Raw genomic sequence first — 16,637 nt, 5'->3', positions numbered from 1 at the left:
TAAAATCATACTTTTGAGGATATGAACAAAAGATTATTTTTTCTTCTTGTGGTTCTTATGAGCCTATCTCTTATAGGAATTATTTTTGTTCAGGGCTACTGGATTAAAAACACGGTCGAAACCAAGGAAGAACAATTCTCTTTCAATGCAAAACAGATTTTACGGAAGGTTTCCAATGAGCTGCAGCAAAAGGAATTGGAGAGTTATTATTTTGCGCTTCAGGATGTAATTGATAGTCTTGGAACAGATGCAGACAGTACTTCGGTAAGTGAAATTTTTAAAGTTGAAAGCAATAAGAAATCTGAAGAAGTTTTTGGTTATTCCGAAGGTGTCATTGAGGACGATTACAGGTTGTCAACTGCCTTTTTGGATGCGGCCATTGATACCGCCCGGTTCAAGCAATTAATCAATACGAAGGCTGCGGAATTTGTGAAAAACGACAGTCTTGGAAATGATTTTGAGAGCTCCCGAAACAGGTTACAGAACATCTTTCGAATGAACGAGGTAGAGAAAGAACTTATTAGGGAAACAGTGATGGATTATACGGGTAGAATGCCCATTCATCAAAGAGTTTCCGAAGCTTTCCTGCAGCAAACACTCACCGAGGAGTTAAAAAGAAGAGAGCTGAACACAGCTTTTGAATATGGTATTTATGATGGCGGGCTGGCTACCAAGGTACGTTCAGAGAATTTTGACCTTGAATCACCGGCCACTTACAGGGTACCTATCTTTGTGGATGAAGATGGATTGAATAATTACCAGTTATACGTGAATTTTACAGGAAAGAAAAAGCTAGTACTCTCTTCCATCACACTTATGGCTGCATTATCGATCATATTTACGCTCATTATCGTAATTGCATATTCAAGTGCGCTATCACAGCTTATTAGACAACGGCAGATTTCAGAAATTAAAACGGATTTTATTAATAATATGACCCACGAGTTCAAAACACCTATTGCCACCATTAATCTGGCTTTAGATGCGATCAAGAACCCAAAGGTTTCCGGAAATCCAGATAAGGTGGCGCATTATCATAAGATGATAAGAGATGAAAATCGAAGAATGCATGCGCAGGTGGAGAACGTTTTAAGGATTTCGCGGCTTGAAAGAAATGAACTGGATCTCAGAAAAGAAAGGCTCGACCTTCATGAAATTATCGAAGAAGCCATCACCCATATAGAATTAATTGTGGAAGATGGAGGCGGGTATGTGCAAACCCACAAAGGCGCTTTAAGATCTTCGATTCTGGCAAACCCTACCCATTTTACAAATGTAATAGTCAATATATTGGATAACGCTGTGAAATACTCACCCGAGAATCCTAAGATTGATATTTATACTGAAAATGTCAAAAATTACATTGTAATGAAGGTGCGAGACCAGGGCAGCGGAATGAGCAAAACTGTTCAGAAAAAGGTTTTTGAAAAATTTTACCGGGAACATACCGGTGATATACATAATGTAAAAGGTCATGGTTTAGGCCTGGCGTATGTAAAAAGAATTGTTGACGATCATCACGGCGATATTTCCGTGGAAAGTGATAAAGGAAAAGGAAGTACATTTATAATTAAATTACCACTAATATCTTAAATATGGAAACTGAAAATAAAAAAATCTTACTTGTAGAAGATGACCCGAACTTTGGAACGGTATTAAAAGATTACCTGGCCATGAATGACTATGAAGTTACTCATGCCAAAAACGGAATGGAAGGTTTTGAGAAGTTCAAAAAAGATGATTTTGATCTTTGTATTCTGGACGTGATGATGCCGTATAAAGACGGTTTCACATTGGCCAAGGAGATAAGAGAAAAGAATGAAGAAATTCCTATTATTTTCCTTACGGCAAAGGCCATGAAGGAAGATGTTCTTAAAGGCTATAAAGTAGGGGCAGACGATTACCTGAACAAACCTTTTGACAGCGAAGTTCTTCTCATGAAGATCAAAGCCATCATGCAGCGTAAAGCTACAGATAGTGTTGCAGACAGTAAACAATTCGAATTCCAGATAGGTGATTTTCACCTGAATTCAAAGCTTAGGTTCCTTACGTTTAGAGATGAAGAACCATCTAAACTATCACCTAAAGAAAATGAATTGCTAAGATTACTGGCATTACATGAAAATGATTTGATGCCAAGAGAACTTGCACTTACAAAAATTTGGAGGGACGACAATTATTTTACCTCCCGTAGTATGGATGTTTATATTGCCAAGCTGCGTAAATACCTTAAAAAAGACGAGAACGTGGAGATACTGAACATCCACGGTGAAGGTTTCCGGCTTGTGATTAGAAACAAGGAAGAAGCCGAGAGCTAGAAAGTTTTTCAGTTTCCTGCAAAATATTACCGCAACAAATGAGTTGTTGTGGTAGTATTTTGTATTTTTATGTTAACAGTTCGTTTTGAGAGTCTTCCATCCCTATCTGTATCTTTGCAGATAACCTACGTGCCATGAGAAGACCCCCATCTTCATATAAATGTTTTTTTGCTGCCTATTTCTACCGGCACAATAGAAGGGTACTCAAAAATGCCATTTCCGGCACATTATTTTTTCTTTTTTTTCTTCTGAGTTTTGGCAACGGACTTTTCGCGCAGAACCCGGCTATTCAGGTTCCTTCCTATGAATGGGTTGATAAGAAAGACTTACCCACAGTTTCCCTTTCCTTATCAGGTTTGAACTCTGAAGATGTTACCATTGCTATTGCGACAGATCGTGAGGATAATGTCTATACCCTCACTTTTGGAAGTGGTGTAATAAAAAGAGACTCTAACGGAAATGTCATTGATGCCAATTTTATTACTGGATTGAGCAGTCCACTTGACATAGCTGTCGATAAAGATGGTTTAATATATATAGCGGATTATTTCGCTGGTGGAGAAACTTTTGAAGATAATGGGCAAATCAAAATTTTTGATCAACAGGGAAATTATATAAGATCTATTCTCACTTCTTTCTACAGGCCTATGGGTATAGACGTAGATGAACAGAATGTTTACATTGCCGAATACAACAGTGGTGAAAAAGGACCAGAAACTAATGAGCTCAGTAGAATTCGGGTCGTAGATAAGGTTACAAATGTTGTGCGGAGTACGAATAATAATGTTGAAATTCCGTATCGTATAGCCGTAAATTCTGAGGGTAGAGTTTTTGTCAGTCAGGCGGGTGATAATGATTCTGCAGTACTAATTTTCGATAAAAATCTGAACTACGAAAGTCAACTTTCCAAGGTGCAATCTCCGGGCAGTATAGTAATTGATGAGTTTGATTATATCCACGTTGTTGAATTCGCAGAAAGAGTAAATTTTAGCGATTTTGTGAATTTTGAAGAACTGGGAATTTCAGATGCGCAGGATATAGCTGAAGACATAGATAATGGTGTTGAAGACAACGCCTTTGGAATAAAAATTTTTAGCCCCAGTTTACAATTGGAGGATTTTTTTAAATCCAAAATTCAATTTCCGGTTGATATTGCTTTCAGCGATTGCGATAAAATGTATGTAAATAATGCATACGTCATTGGTAAGAGCTACTTCCTAATTGGCTATATTCCTGAAAAAATTCAGTTTGATCTTGAAATCAACGAAAGAACGCCAACTTTTGACAGTCTGGAAGGTCCTGAAATAGCTTGTGCAAATGATATAGTTGTAACAGCTGAACCCGGTGATGATTTTGCAATAGTAGAATTTGCAGTTGCTACTGCGACAGATAATTGTTCTGCTACCGTTTTACAGACTAAGGGTGATTCTTCCGGAAGTGAATTTACTGTGGGCACCCATTCCATTGAATTCACTGCTACAGATGATTTTGGACAGACAGATACCTGTACGTTTACAATAACAGTAGAGGCTTCAGAAGAACCCGATCCTTTAGAGATTTCCTGCACAGGTACTCAAACCGAAGACATGGGCGGAGATTGTACTTTTACCATTCCTGATTATACTGGAATGGCAACTGTGAATAATTCCGCAGCAACAATTACACAAACTCCTTTGAAAGGTGCGGAGGTTTCGGAAAATACAACGGTTCGTTTAACAGCGACTTTGGAAGGGGAAAGCGTTTCCTGCGATTTTGAAGTTGTCCTGAATAATTACCCGGAACTGAGTATTTCCTGTCCGGCAGATAAAACAGAAAATGCCAATCCAGAAGGCCTTTTTTCGCTACCGGATTATACAGATGAGGCAGTGGTAAGTGGAAATTGTAGCACATTTACTGTAACTCAAACTCCTGCGCCGGGAACCGAAATAGAAAAAGACACTGAGATTACTTTCATGGTAACTGATGCTGACGGCAATAAAAAATATTGCACTTTTGACGTTCAGTTTATTCAGCCGGAAGAGCCCGATCCTTTAGAGATTTCCTGCCCAGGGACTCAAACCGAAGACATGGGCGGAGATTGTACTTTTACCATTCCTGATTATACTGGAATGGCAACTGTGAATAATTCCGCAGCCACAATTACACAAACTCCTTTGAAAGGTGCGGAGGTTTCGGAAAATACAACGGTTCGTTTAACAGCGACTTTGGAAGGGGAAACCGTTTCCTGCGATTTTGAAGTTGTCCTGAATAATCACCCGGAACTGAGTATTTCCTGTCCGGCAGATAAAACAGAAAATGCCAATTCAGAAGGCCTTTTTTCGCTACCGGATTATACAGATGAGGCAGTGGTAAGCGGAAATTGTAGCACATTTACTGTAACTCAAAATCCTGTACCGGGAACCGAAATAGAAGAAGACACCGAGATTACTTTTATGGTAACTGATGCTGACGGCAATAAGGAATATTGCAAGTTTAACGTTCAGCTTATTCAACCGGAAGAGCCCGATCCTTTAGAGATTTCCTGCCCAGGTACTCAAACCGAAGACATGGGCGGAGATTGTACTTTTACCATTCCTGATTATACTGGAATGGCAACTGCGAATAATTCCGCAGCCACAATTACACAAACTCCTTTGAAGGGTGCGGAGGTTTCGGAAAATATGACGGTTCGTTTAACAGCGACTTTGGAAGGTGAAACTGATTCCTGTGAATTCGAAGTTGTCCTGAATAATCAACCGAAACTGAGTATTTCCTGTCCGGCAGATAAATCAGAAAATGCCAATTCAGAAGGGCTTTTTTCGCTACCGGATTATACAGATGAGGCTGTGGTTAGCGGAAATTGTAGCACATTTACTGTAACTCAAAATCCTGTACCGGGAACCGAAATAGAAGAAGACACCGAGATTACTTTCATGGTAACTGATGCTGACGGCAATAAGGAATATTGCACTTTTAACGTTCAGCTTATTCAGCCGGAAGAGCCCGATCCTTTAAAGATTACTTGTCTGGAGAATAGAACGGAGGGCTTGACTGAGAGCTGCGTCTTTGTAGTACCTGATTATCGCAGGAATGTGCAAACAAATAATCCGGAAGCTCAAGTGATACAATTGCCGGCTCCCGGAACAATGATAAGTGAAAGTACAGAAGTAAAATTAACTGCCAGTTTAGGAGAGGAAAATGCGACTTGTACCTTTCAATTAGATCTTAAAGACAATATCTCTCCCGTAGCAAATTGCATCTCTGATTTTACACTTCACCTAAATGAGCAGGGAGTTGGAACTTTATCGCCAACTATTATTGACGATGGCTCAACAGATAATTGCGGGATTGCAGAAATGACCCTAAGCAAAACAAATTTTACGACTGGAGATATTGGGGAGCAGGACATAACTTTTACTGTGTTTGATGCCGCGGGAAATGTAGATACATGTATAACAAGTATAACTGTAGAGCCATATGACGAGGAAGATGAGGACGGGCAGGTATCTTGTCCCGATTCTTTGGAGTTAGCTTTAGATGAAAATGGCGAAGCGACTTTGACATTAAATTACACCGGAAACGATGAAAATGAAGAACTGGAGGTAAGCAAATCTTATTTCACCTGTAATGATATAGGAACTGAAACTGTTACAGCAAGGTTTTGGGGGGAATATACCGGCAGCTGTGAAATAGAAGTCACTGTAGTTGATAATTTGCCGCCACAAGTAAGCTGCATTTCAGACTACGATCTTAAATTAGGAGAAGACGGTACCGCCGCAATTTCAGTAGAAGATCTTGAAATTTCTGCAAGCGATAACTGCGGAGTTGATAATATCAGCTTAAGCAGGAATAACTTTACTTCGGAAGACATAGGAGAGCAGGAGGTTGTTATTTCGGTTACAGATAATTCTGGAAATGTAAGTACCTGTACCACCACGGTAAATGTCATTTCTGACGAAATTCCCGCTCCAGAACTGGAATGTGTAGGAACTATTGTACTTGAGCTGAATGAAAACGGTGAAGCTTTCTTATCGCCTGAAGAAGTTTATAATTCAAATGGCACGGTTCCGCAGGATATGCAACTAAGTCAGGCCCGTTTTACCTGTGAAGATATTGGAGCAACCGAAGTAGTGCTTACTGCTACTTATTCAGGAGGATCTACTCAATCCTGTTTGGTGCTGGTAAACCTTACAGATCCTGAAGAGTACTGCTCGACAACTCCCGTAGATCCCGCAGAGCCTGAAAGATCTCCATATGTTATTATTTATCCAAATCCGGGAAGGGGAGTAGTGTACGTAGAAACTTCAGAAGATATTCAGCTGCAAAGAGCTGAGGTTTTTGATATGCGAGGGCGCTTTTTAATGGCAGCACGATTTGATGTTTCTGCGGGAGAAATGGAAGATTACAGCCTTGATCTTAGAAAATTCCAGTCTGGTGTATATACCATTATCTACTATTCCGAAGATGACAAATTCATTCGAAGGGCAGTGATCAGCTTAAATTAACCATGAGTTTTACTTTCCAGGTAAACCATAATTTCTTCTGCAGGGGTTTGATAATCGAACCACTTTATTTCAGGTTGTTTCCTGAACCAGGTGAGTTGCCTTTTTGCAAAGCGACGGGTATTTTTCTTAATTTCTGCAACCGCTTCTTCTAAAGTGAAATTCCCTTCCAGGAATTGAAAGAGCTCTTTATATCCCACCGTATTGAGAGCGTTTAATGCCCTTTTTGGATATAATTTTTTTACTTCCTCCAACAATCCTTCTTTCATCATAAGATCCACACGCTGGTTTATCCGGTCATAAATGACTTCTCTGTCGGATGTCAACCCCACAAAAATGGGATGAAAAGTACGTGGAGTTTTCTGTTGATTTCTAAAGGCAGAATAAGGTTTTCCGCTTTGAAGGCAAACTTCCAGCGCACGGATGATACGGTGCGGATTTTCCTTATCTACTTTAGAATAATAAACAGGATCCAGCTCCTGAAGTTTTTGTTGCAAGCCAAAAATGCCATTTTCGAGTAGTTCTTCGTTAAGCTGCTCCCTAATTTTAGAATCTACTTCTGGAAAATGATCGAGCCCTTCTGTAACTGCTTTAACATAGAGTCCGCTACCACCGGCCATGACTGCAATATTATTCTGTTTATAAATCTCCTTCAGTTTTTCGATCGCATCGCGCTCAAAATCACCTACAGAGTAATCTTCTTCCACAGAAATATTCTGGATAAAATGGTGTTTTGCGGCCTTTAATTCAGCTTCCGAAGGAACGGCGGTACCAATGGACATTTCTTTGAAAAACTGCCGGGAATCTGCAGAAATAATTTCGCAATTATAGTGTCGGGCAATTTCTATAGCCATAGCTGTCTTTCCTATAGCTGTAGGGCCAACTACGCTTATTAAATGCTTATTCATTCAATTTATTTCCGCAGTTATGGCAATATTCGGCTTTGTCAAGGTGCTTTGATTCGTTGCAGTAAGGGCACACCTGAGTGTTCACAGGGATATCTTTTTGTCCTTTAGAAAATTCTGCACTTACAATTCCGGTTGGCACGGCGATAATTCCATAACCTGTGATCATAATGACAGAGGCTATAAACTGGCCGAGCGGAGTGACTGGATGTATGTCGCCGAAACCTACCGTAGTCAGCGTTACAATGCACCAATATACAGCCACGGGAATGCTGGTAAAGCCATGCTCGGGTCCTTCAACAAGATACATTACAGTACCCATGATCACGCAAAGAATAAGTACGGCAAACAGAAAAACAAGGATCTTTGGTCTACTGTCTCTTAGTGCCTTTACAAGTTTATTAGATTCTCCTATATACCGGGTAATCTTCAGGATCCTGAAAACCCGCAACAAACGCAGTGATCGTACTGCAAAAAGCAGGTTGTGCCCACCTCCTATAAAAGCGAGATAAGTAGGGAGTGTGGAGAGTAAGTCTACAATGCCATAAAAACTAAAGATGTACCTGGAAGGCTTATTTATAGCGATGATTCGCAGCACATATTCTATACTAAAAATGATGGTGATAATCCATTCTGCGGTATAGAACTGCCAGTAATATTCCCTACTCAATTCCTTGACACTTTCCAACATGACCAGTACAATGCTTAGGAGAATAACCATAAGCAGGGCAATGTCGAAAATTTTTCCTGCAGGCGTATCGGCCTCATAGATGACCTCATGTAGCTTTAATCTCCAGGGCGATATTTTCTGTTCTTTTTTCAAAATCGTTATTAACGGCTACTGCAAGTTAACTTTTTTGCTGGAGGACGATAATAGATTGTTTCTGAATATCTATTAAAGTATTGAAGAACTCCTTCAAATAAGGATAATATCCAGGTTCATACGTTGTCTTAGGAAAGTTCACTCTGCAATAAACACTAATATTGTTTTCATCCATTTGTTGCACCATGAACTGAAGCATACCTGCGTTTTGTGGCAATTTCATCCATTTCTGCTCGGGTAGTTCCACCACTTCATGTCCTTCGGGAATTTGAAGCGTTATGCTGTAGGAGTACGCATCTTTATAACCAAAGTCAATAGGATATTGTCTTTCTGAAAGCTGAAATGGGTTTTCATCAAAAAATTGAAAACTGAACGGATTTACATAAATAAGATCATTGATTTTTTGTGATTCATTATTCAGCTCAAAACTGAGGTTCAGGTTTTCTTCACTTTCAGGATCAATCGTATATGTTACATTTTGCGCTCTTGTATGTGTCGCTGCATTTGTAAGGCTGCTAAATATCTCGTTGTTGGAAAGTTCCTCCAGTTTTTCTCTTGCCGCGATAGCGTGATATCCTCTTAAAATTTGTCTGGAGATTCCTGTTGAGGTGCCGTCGGCATTCACTTTTAAGGAATCGTGAAAGGTGACGGTTGAAAATTCTTCAGGATCAATATCAATCCAGGAGCTTCCTTCATCAAAATCGAGCAAACGTGCGTAATGATTAAGGCAGCGGTAGGGGAGATTGCCAAAGTCAAGATATTTTTCAGTAGCATCTAGCAAATATTTTTCTTCTCCTATCTGTAATTGAACAATAAGGTAATTGAATTCGCTTAGAATGGGGTAGAGCCTCGACGGAACTCCACTGCTGCGAGTAGCCATCAAGACAGGTAAGACTTTGTATCCCTGCTCGTCATAAATGTTATGTAGAAGGGTATTTATAGCAGAAACATTTCCTGTTCGCTCTTTTACAAGATCTTTTATTTTCATATCATCAAATATCTTGTAATCTCCGTTCCAGGTATAGTTATCCTTTACAAAGGCATAGATAGCCTTTGCTTTATGAAGATCATTAGGTTGTTTCTGAATGCTATCTGGAAGCAGGTTCTTTGCGACAGAACTTTTTCTTAATTGTTTGCCCAGGTCACCATCCTTCCGAAGTTCCCGATCCACATCATCCCAGGTCTTGGTGTACTTTTTTACCCGGCCATCAAGAGTGGTGATTTGAATAAGCTCGTATTCAAGGCGGGAAATGTAATTATATCGTGAAGTAAGATATTTTTCTTCCACAAAAGCCGGGATGTTCTTCATCACATATTCGGTTTTCAAACAGGAACCGGGTTCCGGGGCGCTTTTGTAGAAGCATCTTTTTACGATCTCTTCCTCTTGAGAGTCCAACTTCTGGTATCCAACTTTTTTAATGTTATAATTAAAGTTGCCAGGAATCTCACTTACAAATTTGCTGTACAGTTTAGGAATATCTTCCTGAAACCACCAGGTATTAAATTTGAAGAAAAAAGGTGAACTCAATTCATAAGAATAAACAATAACTGCACCGGGCCGAAGTCCCGGGAAAGTAAACTTCACAAGATCATAAGAAGGATGTTCTTCAGTGTAAACTTTGGAAGCATCCAATTGTTCACTTTTCTGAATTCCGTCTTCAAGATAGTAGGTGATTGCTTTAAGATGATCAATCTCCTCTTCGGAACGATCATTCTTTTGCAGCCTTATTTCCACATTGGCATGGTCATAACCCTCCTTGTTTAAAATCTTAAGTTTAGCAGTATAATCTGTGACCAGTCTTAATTCGTTACCTTCCCTAAAGCGGCTATAACCTTCTTCATAGATGTAAAAGGCGTTTGCCGTAGAATCTTTGGAATAAATATCGCTTTCCAAATCTGTCCGACTTACAAGCACGTCTTCTGTCCTAAAAGTTTGTTCCTGGGCCTGTAATGAAAAGATTGAAAAGGTAAAAAGGAGGAGTAAAATTTTATTCATGTGTGGAAAGCTCAATAATTTTTAATCTGCTGTTTTTTCTAAGGTAACTCTGTATGATGTGTTGCGCATCGCGGTCGCTTTTCATTGGGGTGATAATAGACTTGATGATCTCGATATTATTTAATTGATGATTTAAATTGAAATATCCTATTCCTTTAAACACCCCTTCTTCCACGAGAAGTGCACTTTTCTCATCTATTTCCCGTCCGCGGTCAATGACCAGCATATTTTTAGTGTCATAACTGTATTGGGCAATGACTTCTTCTACTCTTTTGTTGTACTCCTCTGGTAATTCCTTTTGCATACATGCACCGTGACATTTTTGAATACCGTAATTGAAGCAGCTTCCTTTCCCGGAATACAAGCCTGTAAACCGCTGACAAAGATTGTATTTTTCCACGATCTCATTTAGAACAGCATTTGCCTGTTGCATGTTCGTGAAAGTAGTAATATTCTTTTTTCGGCCATCTGCCTTTCCAATCTTCAGATGGATAAACCCGGCTTCATCTACAGATTTGTACAAAGCATAGCTAAAAACTGTCCTGGTCAGGGATTTATTGTATTTAGGTTTGTTGCGCTTTATTTCTTCATTTTCCTTGAGAAGTGCATTCAACTCATTGCCTGTAGCTTCATATGATACAGAATTCACCTCCTTCTGAATTTCTCGCGATTTGCGGTTGTCACTCGTAAAATGCTGGTTTACGCGCTTCTTTATGTTCTTGCTCTTACCAATGTAGATGATATCTCCTTCAGAATTGTGCAAATAATAGACTCCGGTGATCGAAGGCAGTTCCTCGAGAAGAGAGATAAGTTTTGTATCCAGTTGGTTCTTTGGGCTTTTTCGAACCAAATTCCGAAGAATTTCTTTCTCAGTATCTTTCGCCAGTAACATTTTAAAAAGTTTTACCGTGGCCTGTGCATCGCCATTCGCACGGTGCCTGTCGCTAAGCGGAATTCCCAGTGCCCGCACCAGTTTTCCAAGGCTATAAGATTTTTGCCCGGGAATCAATTTTTTTGAAAGCTCTACAGTACATAGGCTTTCCCTTTCAAACTCATACCCCAATCTTTTATATTCTGTCCTTAAAATGCGGTAATCAAACTTGGCATTATGAGCCACAATAATGCAGTCCTGGGTAATTTCGATAATGCGTTTTGCTGCTTCGTAGAATTTAGGAGCATTCCGCAGCATCTCATTATTAATTCCCGTTAGTCCCACCACAAATGGCTGAATGGGAATTTCAGGATTAATTAAGCTAATGTACTGGTCGACTATCTTGTGGCCGTCAAATTTATAAATGGCAATTTCAGTAATCCCCTCTTCATTGTATTTCCCACCGGTAGTTTCTATGTCTAAAATTGCGTACAAATGTATTCTTTGGTATTAATTGTAATTTCTTTCCCCAAAAATGGAACTTCCCACACGTATCATGGTAGTTCCACATTTCAGGGCTATTTTGTAATCCCCGCTCATCCCCATGGAAAGCGTCGTAAAATTGTCATTTTCTTCCTTAAATGCCTCAAATGTAGTTCTTAAAAAGGTAAATTCCTTTCTTATTTTATCCTCACTTTCAGTCAACGTGGCCATGCCCATAAGGCCGGTAATTTTTACATGCTGCATATTTTGATATGCTTCGGAGTCAAGGATTTCTTTGGCAGCATCAATTGTTATTCCATACTTAGACTCTTCTTCTGCAATTTTTATTTGTAAAAGACAATTGATCACCCGGTCATGCTTTTTTGCCTGTTTGTTTACCTCCTTAAGTAGTTTAAGGGAATCTACAGCATGGATTACCGATACAAATGGTGCCATATATTTGACTTTATTGCGCTGAACATGCCCCACCATGTGCCATTCAATATCTTTAGGCAATTCCTCCCATTTCTGGGTCATTTCCTGGATCTTATTCTCCCCAAAAATCCGTTGCCCAGCATTATATGCCTCTAAAATGTCGTCATTAGGCTTGGTTTTGGATATGGCTACCAGCGTCACTTCCGAAGGAATTTCGGCTTTGATCTTTTGTATGTTTTCTGAAACACTCATTTAATTTCTTTTAAAATCCTTCCTGAAAATGCAATTTTTGAAAGGTATTAAAATTCATAGACTGTTAATCCGCTGCGCAATTTTGGCTCAATATAAGTGCTTTTTGGTGGCATAGTAAGGCCTTCATTCGAAATTTTTTTGACTTCCTCAATTCCCGGAGGCAACATCCCGAAACCAATCTTAAAATGCCCTTTATCTACAGCTTTTTTCACCTCAAAAGGTTCATTCTTTCCCGGGAGGTAAGCAATGCGACGATCGTCCTTAAGATCTGTAATTCCCAAAACGGGCTGCAATATCTTAGTGTACAGGATGAAAGGATCTAAAGCGCTCAGCGAATCGGTAAATTTATAAATTGTTTTCCGAAGGTACAACGAGTAAAATTCACCGTCAAGATACATCGAAAAATGGTGTTTTTTCGAGGGTTTATAAAGTTCTTCCCCACGATTTTCGATCCTGAACCATTCGTCGAGTTGCATGAGAAAATCTTTTTTGGTGAGTCCGTTGAGGTCTTTTACAAGACGATTAAACTCGTATAATTGCAGGTTGCTTTCAGCAATTAGATAGCTTAGGAAAAAATTATAAGGTTCTTCGCCCGAATGATTGGGGTTTGTTTCTCTTGACTCCTTTGCCAGCAAAGAAGAGGAGGCGCTACGGTGATGGCCGTCTGCAATGTAGATGGCCGGCATTTTTTCAAACTCCGAAGCTATCTTTTTTGCGGCTTCTGGCTGGTTTACGAGCCAAAGGGAATGTTTTTCCTTGTTTAAAGTAGTGAATTCATACTCCGGCCGCTGCTTCATGGTTTCAGCAATGATCTGGTTGATCAATTCACTGTCTGGATAAGTAAGAAGAACCGGTTCTGTATTGAATCCTACCACTTTCAGGTAATCGGTGAAAAGCCGCTCCCTTCGCGAAATAGTATCTTCGTGCCGCTTTATCACGTCATTTTCATAGTCTTCAACGCTCGCAGCAGCAATGATCCCGCAATATGCATGGTTGCGGGAACGGGTTTCATAAATGTAATAAGAAGGACGTTGATCCTGAATAAAGATGCCTTCTTCCTTAAATTCGGAATAGCGGTTCTTTACAAGTTTAAATTTTTGATCTCCCGAAATATGCTTATGAAATTTATACCCGGGATTGATAATATGCAGGAAGGAAAAAGGATTATGATCCAGCTCAAATTTGAGTTCTTCTGCAGAATATTCCTGGTATGGACGGGATGTGACAAGCCCCACTTTGTCCCGCGAAGGTCTTACCGCTTTAAAAGGGATTATTTTTGCCAATATTTGTGCTTAATTGGTTAAGGCTGAAAGTGCAAAGTTTCAAATTCGTAACTCCTGAATCTTTGCTGCACCTTCTTATGAAAACTGTTTTGAGACATTTTCAGCTTTTCTGCTTTCTGAATAGTCATAAAAACCTTCGCCAGATTTTACTCCGAGTTTTCCTGCCTGTACCATATTCACCAAAAGAGGAGAAGGGGCATATTTCGGATTTTTGAACCCGTTATACATCACTTCAAGGATAGAAAGACAAACGTCAAGCCCAATGAAATCTGCCAGTTGAAGCGGACCCATGGGATGCGCCATTCCGAGTTTCATTACTGTATCAATTTCCTGAACTCCGGCAACGCCATTGTACAAAGTTTCAATAGATTCATTGATCATTGGCATTAGAATGCGATTCGCAACAAAACCGGGATAATCATTCACTTCTACAGGAACTTTGTTCAGTTTTTCTGAAAGATCCATGATGGCTTTCGTCACCTCGTCACTGGTGTTGTAACCTCTAATGATTTCTACCAGCTTCATTACAGGCACAGGATTCATAAAATGCATTCCAATTACCCGCTGCGGATTAGAAACTGCCGATGCTATTTTGGTGATCGAAATAGAAGATGTATTCGAGGCCAGCACGGTATCTTCAGAACAAACTTCGTCCAGTTCTTTGAAGATGGAAAGTTTAAGATCTACATTTTCGGTTGCTGCTTCCACCACGAGATCCACATTTTTAGCTCCTTCAGATATACTGGTGAAGGTGGTGATATTTTCTAAAGTGTTGTTTTTATCATCTTCAGAAATCTTCTCTTTGGAAACCATTCTATCCAGATTTTTGGAGATAGTTTGCATTCCTTTTTCAAGAGATTTTTCTGAAATATCTATAAGATTCGTCTTGTAACCAAATTGGGCAAAAGTATGGGCAATCCCGTTGCCCATCGTTCCCGCTCCAATAACTGCAATATTTTTCATAGTGGAACTATTCGTTAAATGAATTAATAATTTGTTTGGCAACCTTTAGTGCTTCAGTTCCCTGTTCCAGACTTACAACCGGAGTAGTATCATTATTGATAGCATTCGCAAAGGAATCCAGCTCGTCTAGAATGGCATTATTAGGGTTCACTGTAGGGTTATCAAAATATATTTGCTTTTTAATGCCTTCAGCGTTTTGCAGGATCATATCAAAATCACCCGGTTCCTGTGGGGCGTCTTTCATCTTCACCACTTCACATTTTTTCTCAAGATAATCTACTGAAATGTAAGCATCTCGCTGAAAAAATCTTGATTTCCTCATGTTTTTAAGGGAGATCCTGCTGGCGGTAAGATTCGCCACGCAGCCATTCTCGAACTCTATCCGGGCATTGGCAATATCAGGAGTTTCACTAATTACAGAAACTCCGCTCGCGCTTATCTTTTTGACTTTAGATTTGACCACGCTCAAGATGGCATCTATATCATGGATCATTAAATCCAGCACCACGGGAACATCTGTCCCCCGCGGATTAAATTCTGCCAGCCGATGAGCTTCAATGAACATGGGAGCTTCAATTTTTGATGCCACTGCTCTAAACGCAGGATTGAATCGTTCAACATGCCCAACCTGTCCCTTTACTGCATGCTTATCTGCAAGTTCAACCAGTTGGTCTGCTTCTTCAACGGTATTAGTAATAGGTTTTTCTATGAAGAGATGTTTCCCCGCAGTAATTGCTTTTTTTCCTGCTTCGAAGTGTGAAAGAGTGGGTGTCACGACATCTACCATGTCTACAGCGGCGATGAGCTCGTCTATATTCTTAAAATAGGTATAACCGAATTCCTTTTCGATCGCTTTTCCATATTCTTCGTTGATATCGTGGAAACCAATCAACTCGTATTCTTTTGATTCCTGTAATAAGCGAAGATGGATTTTCCCAAGATGCCCTGCGCCCAATACGCCTGCTTTCAGCATAATTTCACGTTTTCAACAAAAATAAGATTTCTTAACCTAAAGCCAATAAGAGTTTTGGGATAAAAGCTTTTTACAGCACCTTTTTTTCTTTATCAATTGTTAAGGTTTGCTTAATTTTGGGCTTCTCAAAAACAGTAAAGGTGCGAAGTGATACATTAAAACATCAGGGGAAGAGACAGCAGCTAGCAGCTGTTGTAGCGGAAAAAGGCATTAAGGATGTGAAAGTTTTAAATGCTATCAAGAAGATCCCCAGGCACCTTTTTATGGATAGCAGTTTTGAGGATCACGCCTACCAGGACAAGGCTTTCCCTATCGCGGCAGATCAAACCATTTCACAGCCTTATACAGTAGCCTATCAAACCGAATTATTGCAGGTTTCCAAAGGAGAAATGGTTCTTGAGATTGGAACTGGAAGTGGATATCAAACTGCTGTGCTTTGTGAAATGGGCGCCAAAGTATATAGCATTGAGCGCCAGCAGGAACTTTTCAGGAAGACGAAAATGTTTCTTTCAAAAATAGGCTACCGGCCCAAATATCTAAGTTTTGGAGACGGGTACAAAGGCCTGCCAGATTATGCTCCATTTGATAAAATTATCGTTACCGCCGGTGCGCCATACGTACCTAAGCCATTGTTAAGTCAGTTGAAGGTTGGCGGCAGAATGGTCATTCCCGTGGGAATAGAGGTTCAAAAAATGACACTTTTTGAACGTATTTCTGAAAATGAATTTCAGAAGAGCGAATTCGACGATTTTAGATTTGTGCCTTTGCTGGAAGACAGGAACTAGTTTTCAGTAAGCAGGTCTTACTATCCAGTCTTCAGTTGATTCTTTTGTAATAAGCAGTCATTGCGAATC

Annotated in this window: 12 protein-coding genes; 4 read left to right on the top strand and 8 right to left on the bottom strand. The window is 39.8% G+C overall.

Features of this window, described 5'->3' with window-relative positions:
- Positions 1-21: 21 nt before the first annotated feature.
- The 3 genes from ACOV1Q_RS10545 to ACOV1Q_RS10535 all read left to right on the top strand — a co-directional run bounded on the left by ACOV1Q_RS10545 (position 22) and on the right by ACOV1Q_RS10535 (position 6,802).
- Positions 22-1,593 (top strand): sensor histidine kinase, encoded by a 1,572-nt coding sequence (locus ACOV1Q_RS10545; RefSeq protein WP_424494359.1) that lies wholly within the window; start codon positions 22-24, stop codon positions 1,591-1,593.
- 2 nt (positions 1,594-1,595) lie between these two features.
- Positions 1,596-2,318, top strand: a complete 723-nt coding sequence (locus ACOV1Q_RS10540) for a response regulator transcription factor (RefSeq protein WP_424494358.1) — start codon at positions 1,596-1,598, stop codon at positions 2,316-2,318.
- A 134-nt stretch (positions 2,319-2,452) separates the two neighbouring features.
- Positions 2,453-6,802, top strand: coding sequence for an HYR domain-containing protein (locus tag ACOV1Q_RS10535; RefSeq protein WP_424494357.1), 4,350 nt, complete (start codon positions 2,453-2,455; stop codon positions 6,800-6,802).
- Here the strand turns inward: ACOV1Q_RS10535 and miaA are convergent.
- From miaA to ACOV1Q_RS10495, 8 genes are all read right to left on the bottom strand, one after another.
- Positions 6,799-7,707 carry a tRNA (adenosine(37)-N6)-dimethylallyltransferase MiaA gene (gene miaA, locus ACOV1Q_RS10530; protein WP_424494356.1) on the bottom strand — a complete coding sequence of 303 codons (909 nt, stop codon included), beginning with the start codon at positions 7,705-7,707 and terminating at the stop codon, positions 6,799-6,801. The two genes, ACOV1Q_RS10535 and miaA, sit on opposite strands and share 4 nt — an antisense overlap.
- On the bottom strand, positions 7,700-8,527 hold the full coding sequence (locus tag ACOV1Q_RS10525) for an ion transporter (protein WP_424494355.1): 828 nt from the start codon (positions 8,525-8,527) through the stop codon (positions 7,700-7,702). The genes miaA and ACOV1Q_RS10525 overlap by 8 nt, the downstream gene beginning before the upstream one ends.
- 25 nt (positions 8,528-8,552) lie before the next feature.
- Complete coding sequence (locus tag ACOV1Q_RS10520; RefSeq protein ID WP_424494354.1) at positions 8,553-10,523, bottom strand: DUF3858 domain-containing protein; 1,971 nt, start codon at positions 10,521-10,523, stop codon at positions 8,553-8,555.
- Positions 10,516-11,889: an exonuclease domain-containing protein gene (locus ACOV1Q_RS10515; protein WP_424494353.1), complete on the bottom strand. Its 1,374-nt coding sequence runs from the start codon at positions 11,887-11,889 to the stop codon at positions 10,516-10,518. The genes ACOV1Q_RS10520 and ACOV1Q_RS10515 overlap by 8 nt, the downstream gene beginning before the upstream one ends.
- Positions 11,890-11,904: 15 nt before the next feature.
- Positions 11,905-12,564: a YggS family pyridoxal phosphate-dependent enzyme gene (locus ACOV1Q_RS10510; RefSeq protein ID WP_424494352.1), complete on the bottom strand. Its 660-nt coding sequence runs from the start codon at positions 12,562-12,564 to the stop codon at positions 11,905-11,907.
- A gap of 47 nt (positions 12,565-12,611) precedes the next feature.
- Positions 12,612-13,847, bottom strand: coding sequence for a DUF1015 domain-containing protein (locus ACOV1Q_RS10505; protein WP_424494351.1), 1,236 nt, complete (start codon positions 13,845-13,847; stop codon positions 12,612-12,614).
- Between the two features lie 75 nt (positions 13,848-13,922).
- Entirely contained in the window at positions 13,923-14,810 is an 888-nt protein-coding gene (locus ACOV1Q_RS10500) for a 3-hydroxyacyl-CoA dehydrogenase family protein (protein WP_424494350.1), read from the bottom strand.
- Positions 14,811-14,817: 7 nt separating this feature from the next.
- Positions 14,818-15,783: a Gfo/Idh/MocA family protein gene (locus tag ACOV1Q_RS10495; RefSeq protein ID WP_424494349.1), complete on the bottom strand. Its 966-nt coding sequence runs from the start codon at positions 15,781-15,783 to the stop codon at positions 14,818-14,820.
- Between the two features lie 140 nt (positions 15,784-15,923).
- On the opposite strand from ACOV1Q_RS10495, the gene ACOV1Q_RS10490 reads away from it, so the two are divergent.
- Positions 15,924-16,568, top strand: coding sequence for a protein-L-isoaspartate(D-aspartate) O-methyltransferase (locus ACOV1Q_RS10490; protein WP_424494348.1), 645 nt, complete (start codon positions 15,924-15,926; stop codon positions 16,566-16,568).
- Positions 16,569-16,637: the final 69 nt, after the last annotated feature.

The sequence above is a fragment of the Salinimicrobium maris genome, assembly GCF_049680855.1.
Classification (GTDB): domain Bacteria; phylum Bacteroidota; class Bacteroidia; order Flavobacteriales; family Flavobacteriaceae; genus Salinimicrobium.
This window is presented reverse-complemented; position numbering and strand designations above follow the sequence as displayed.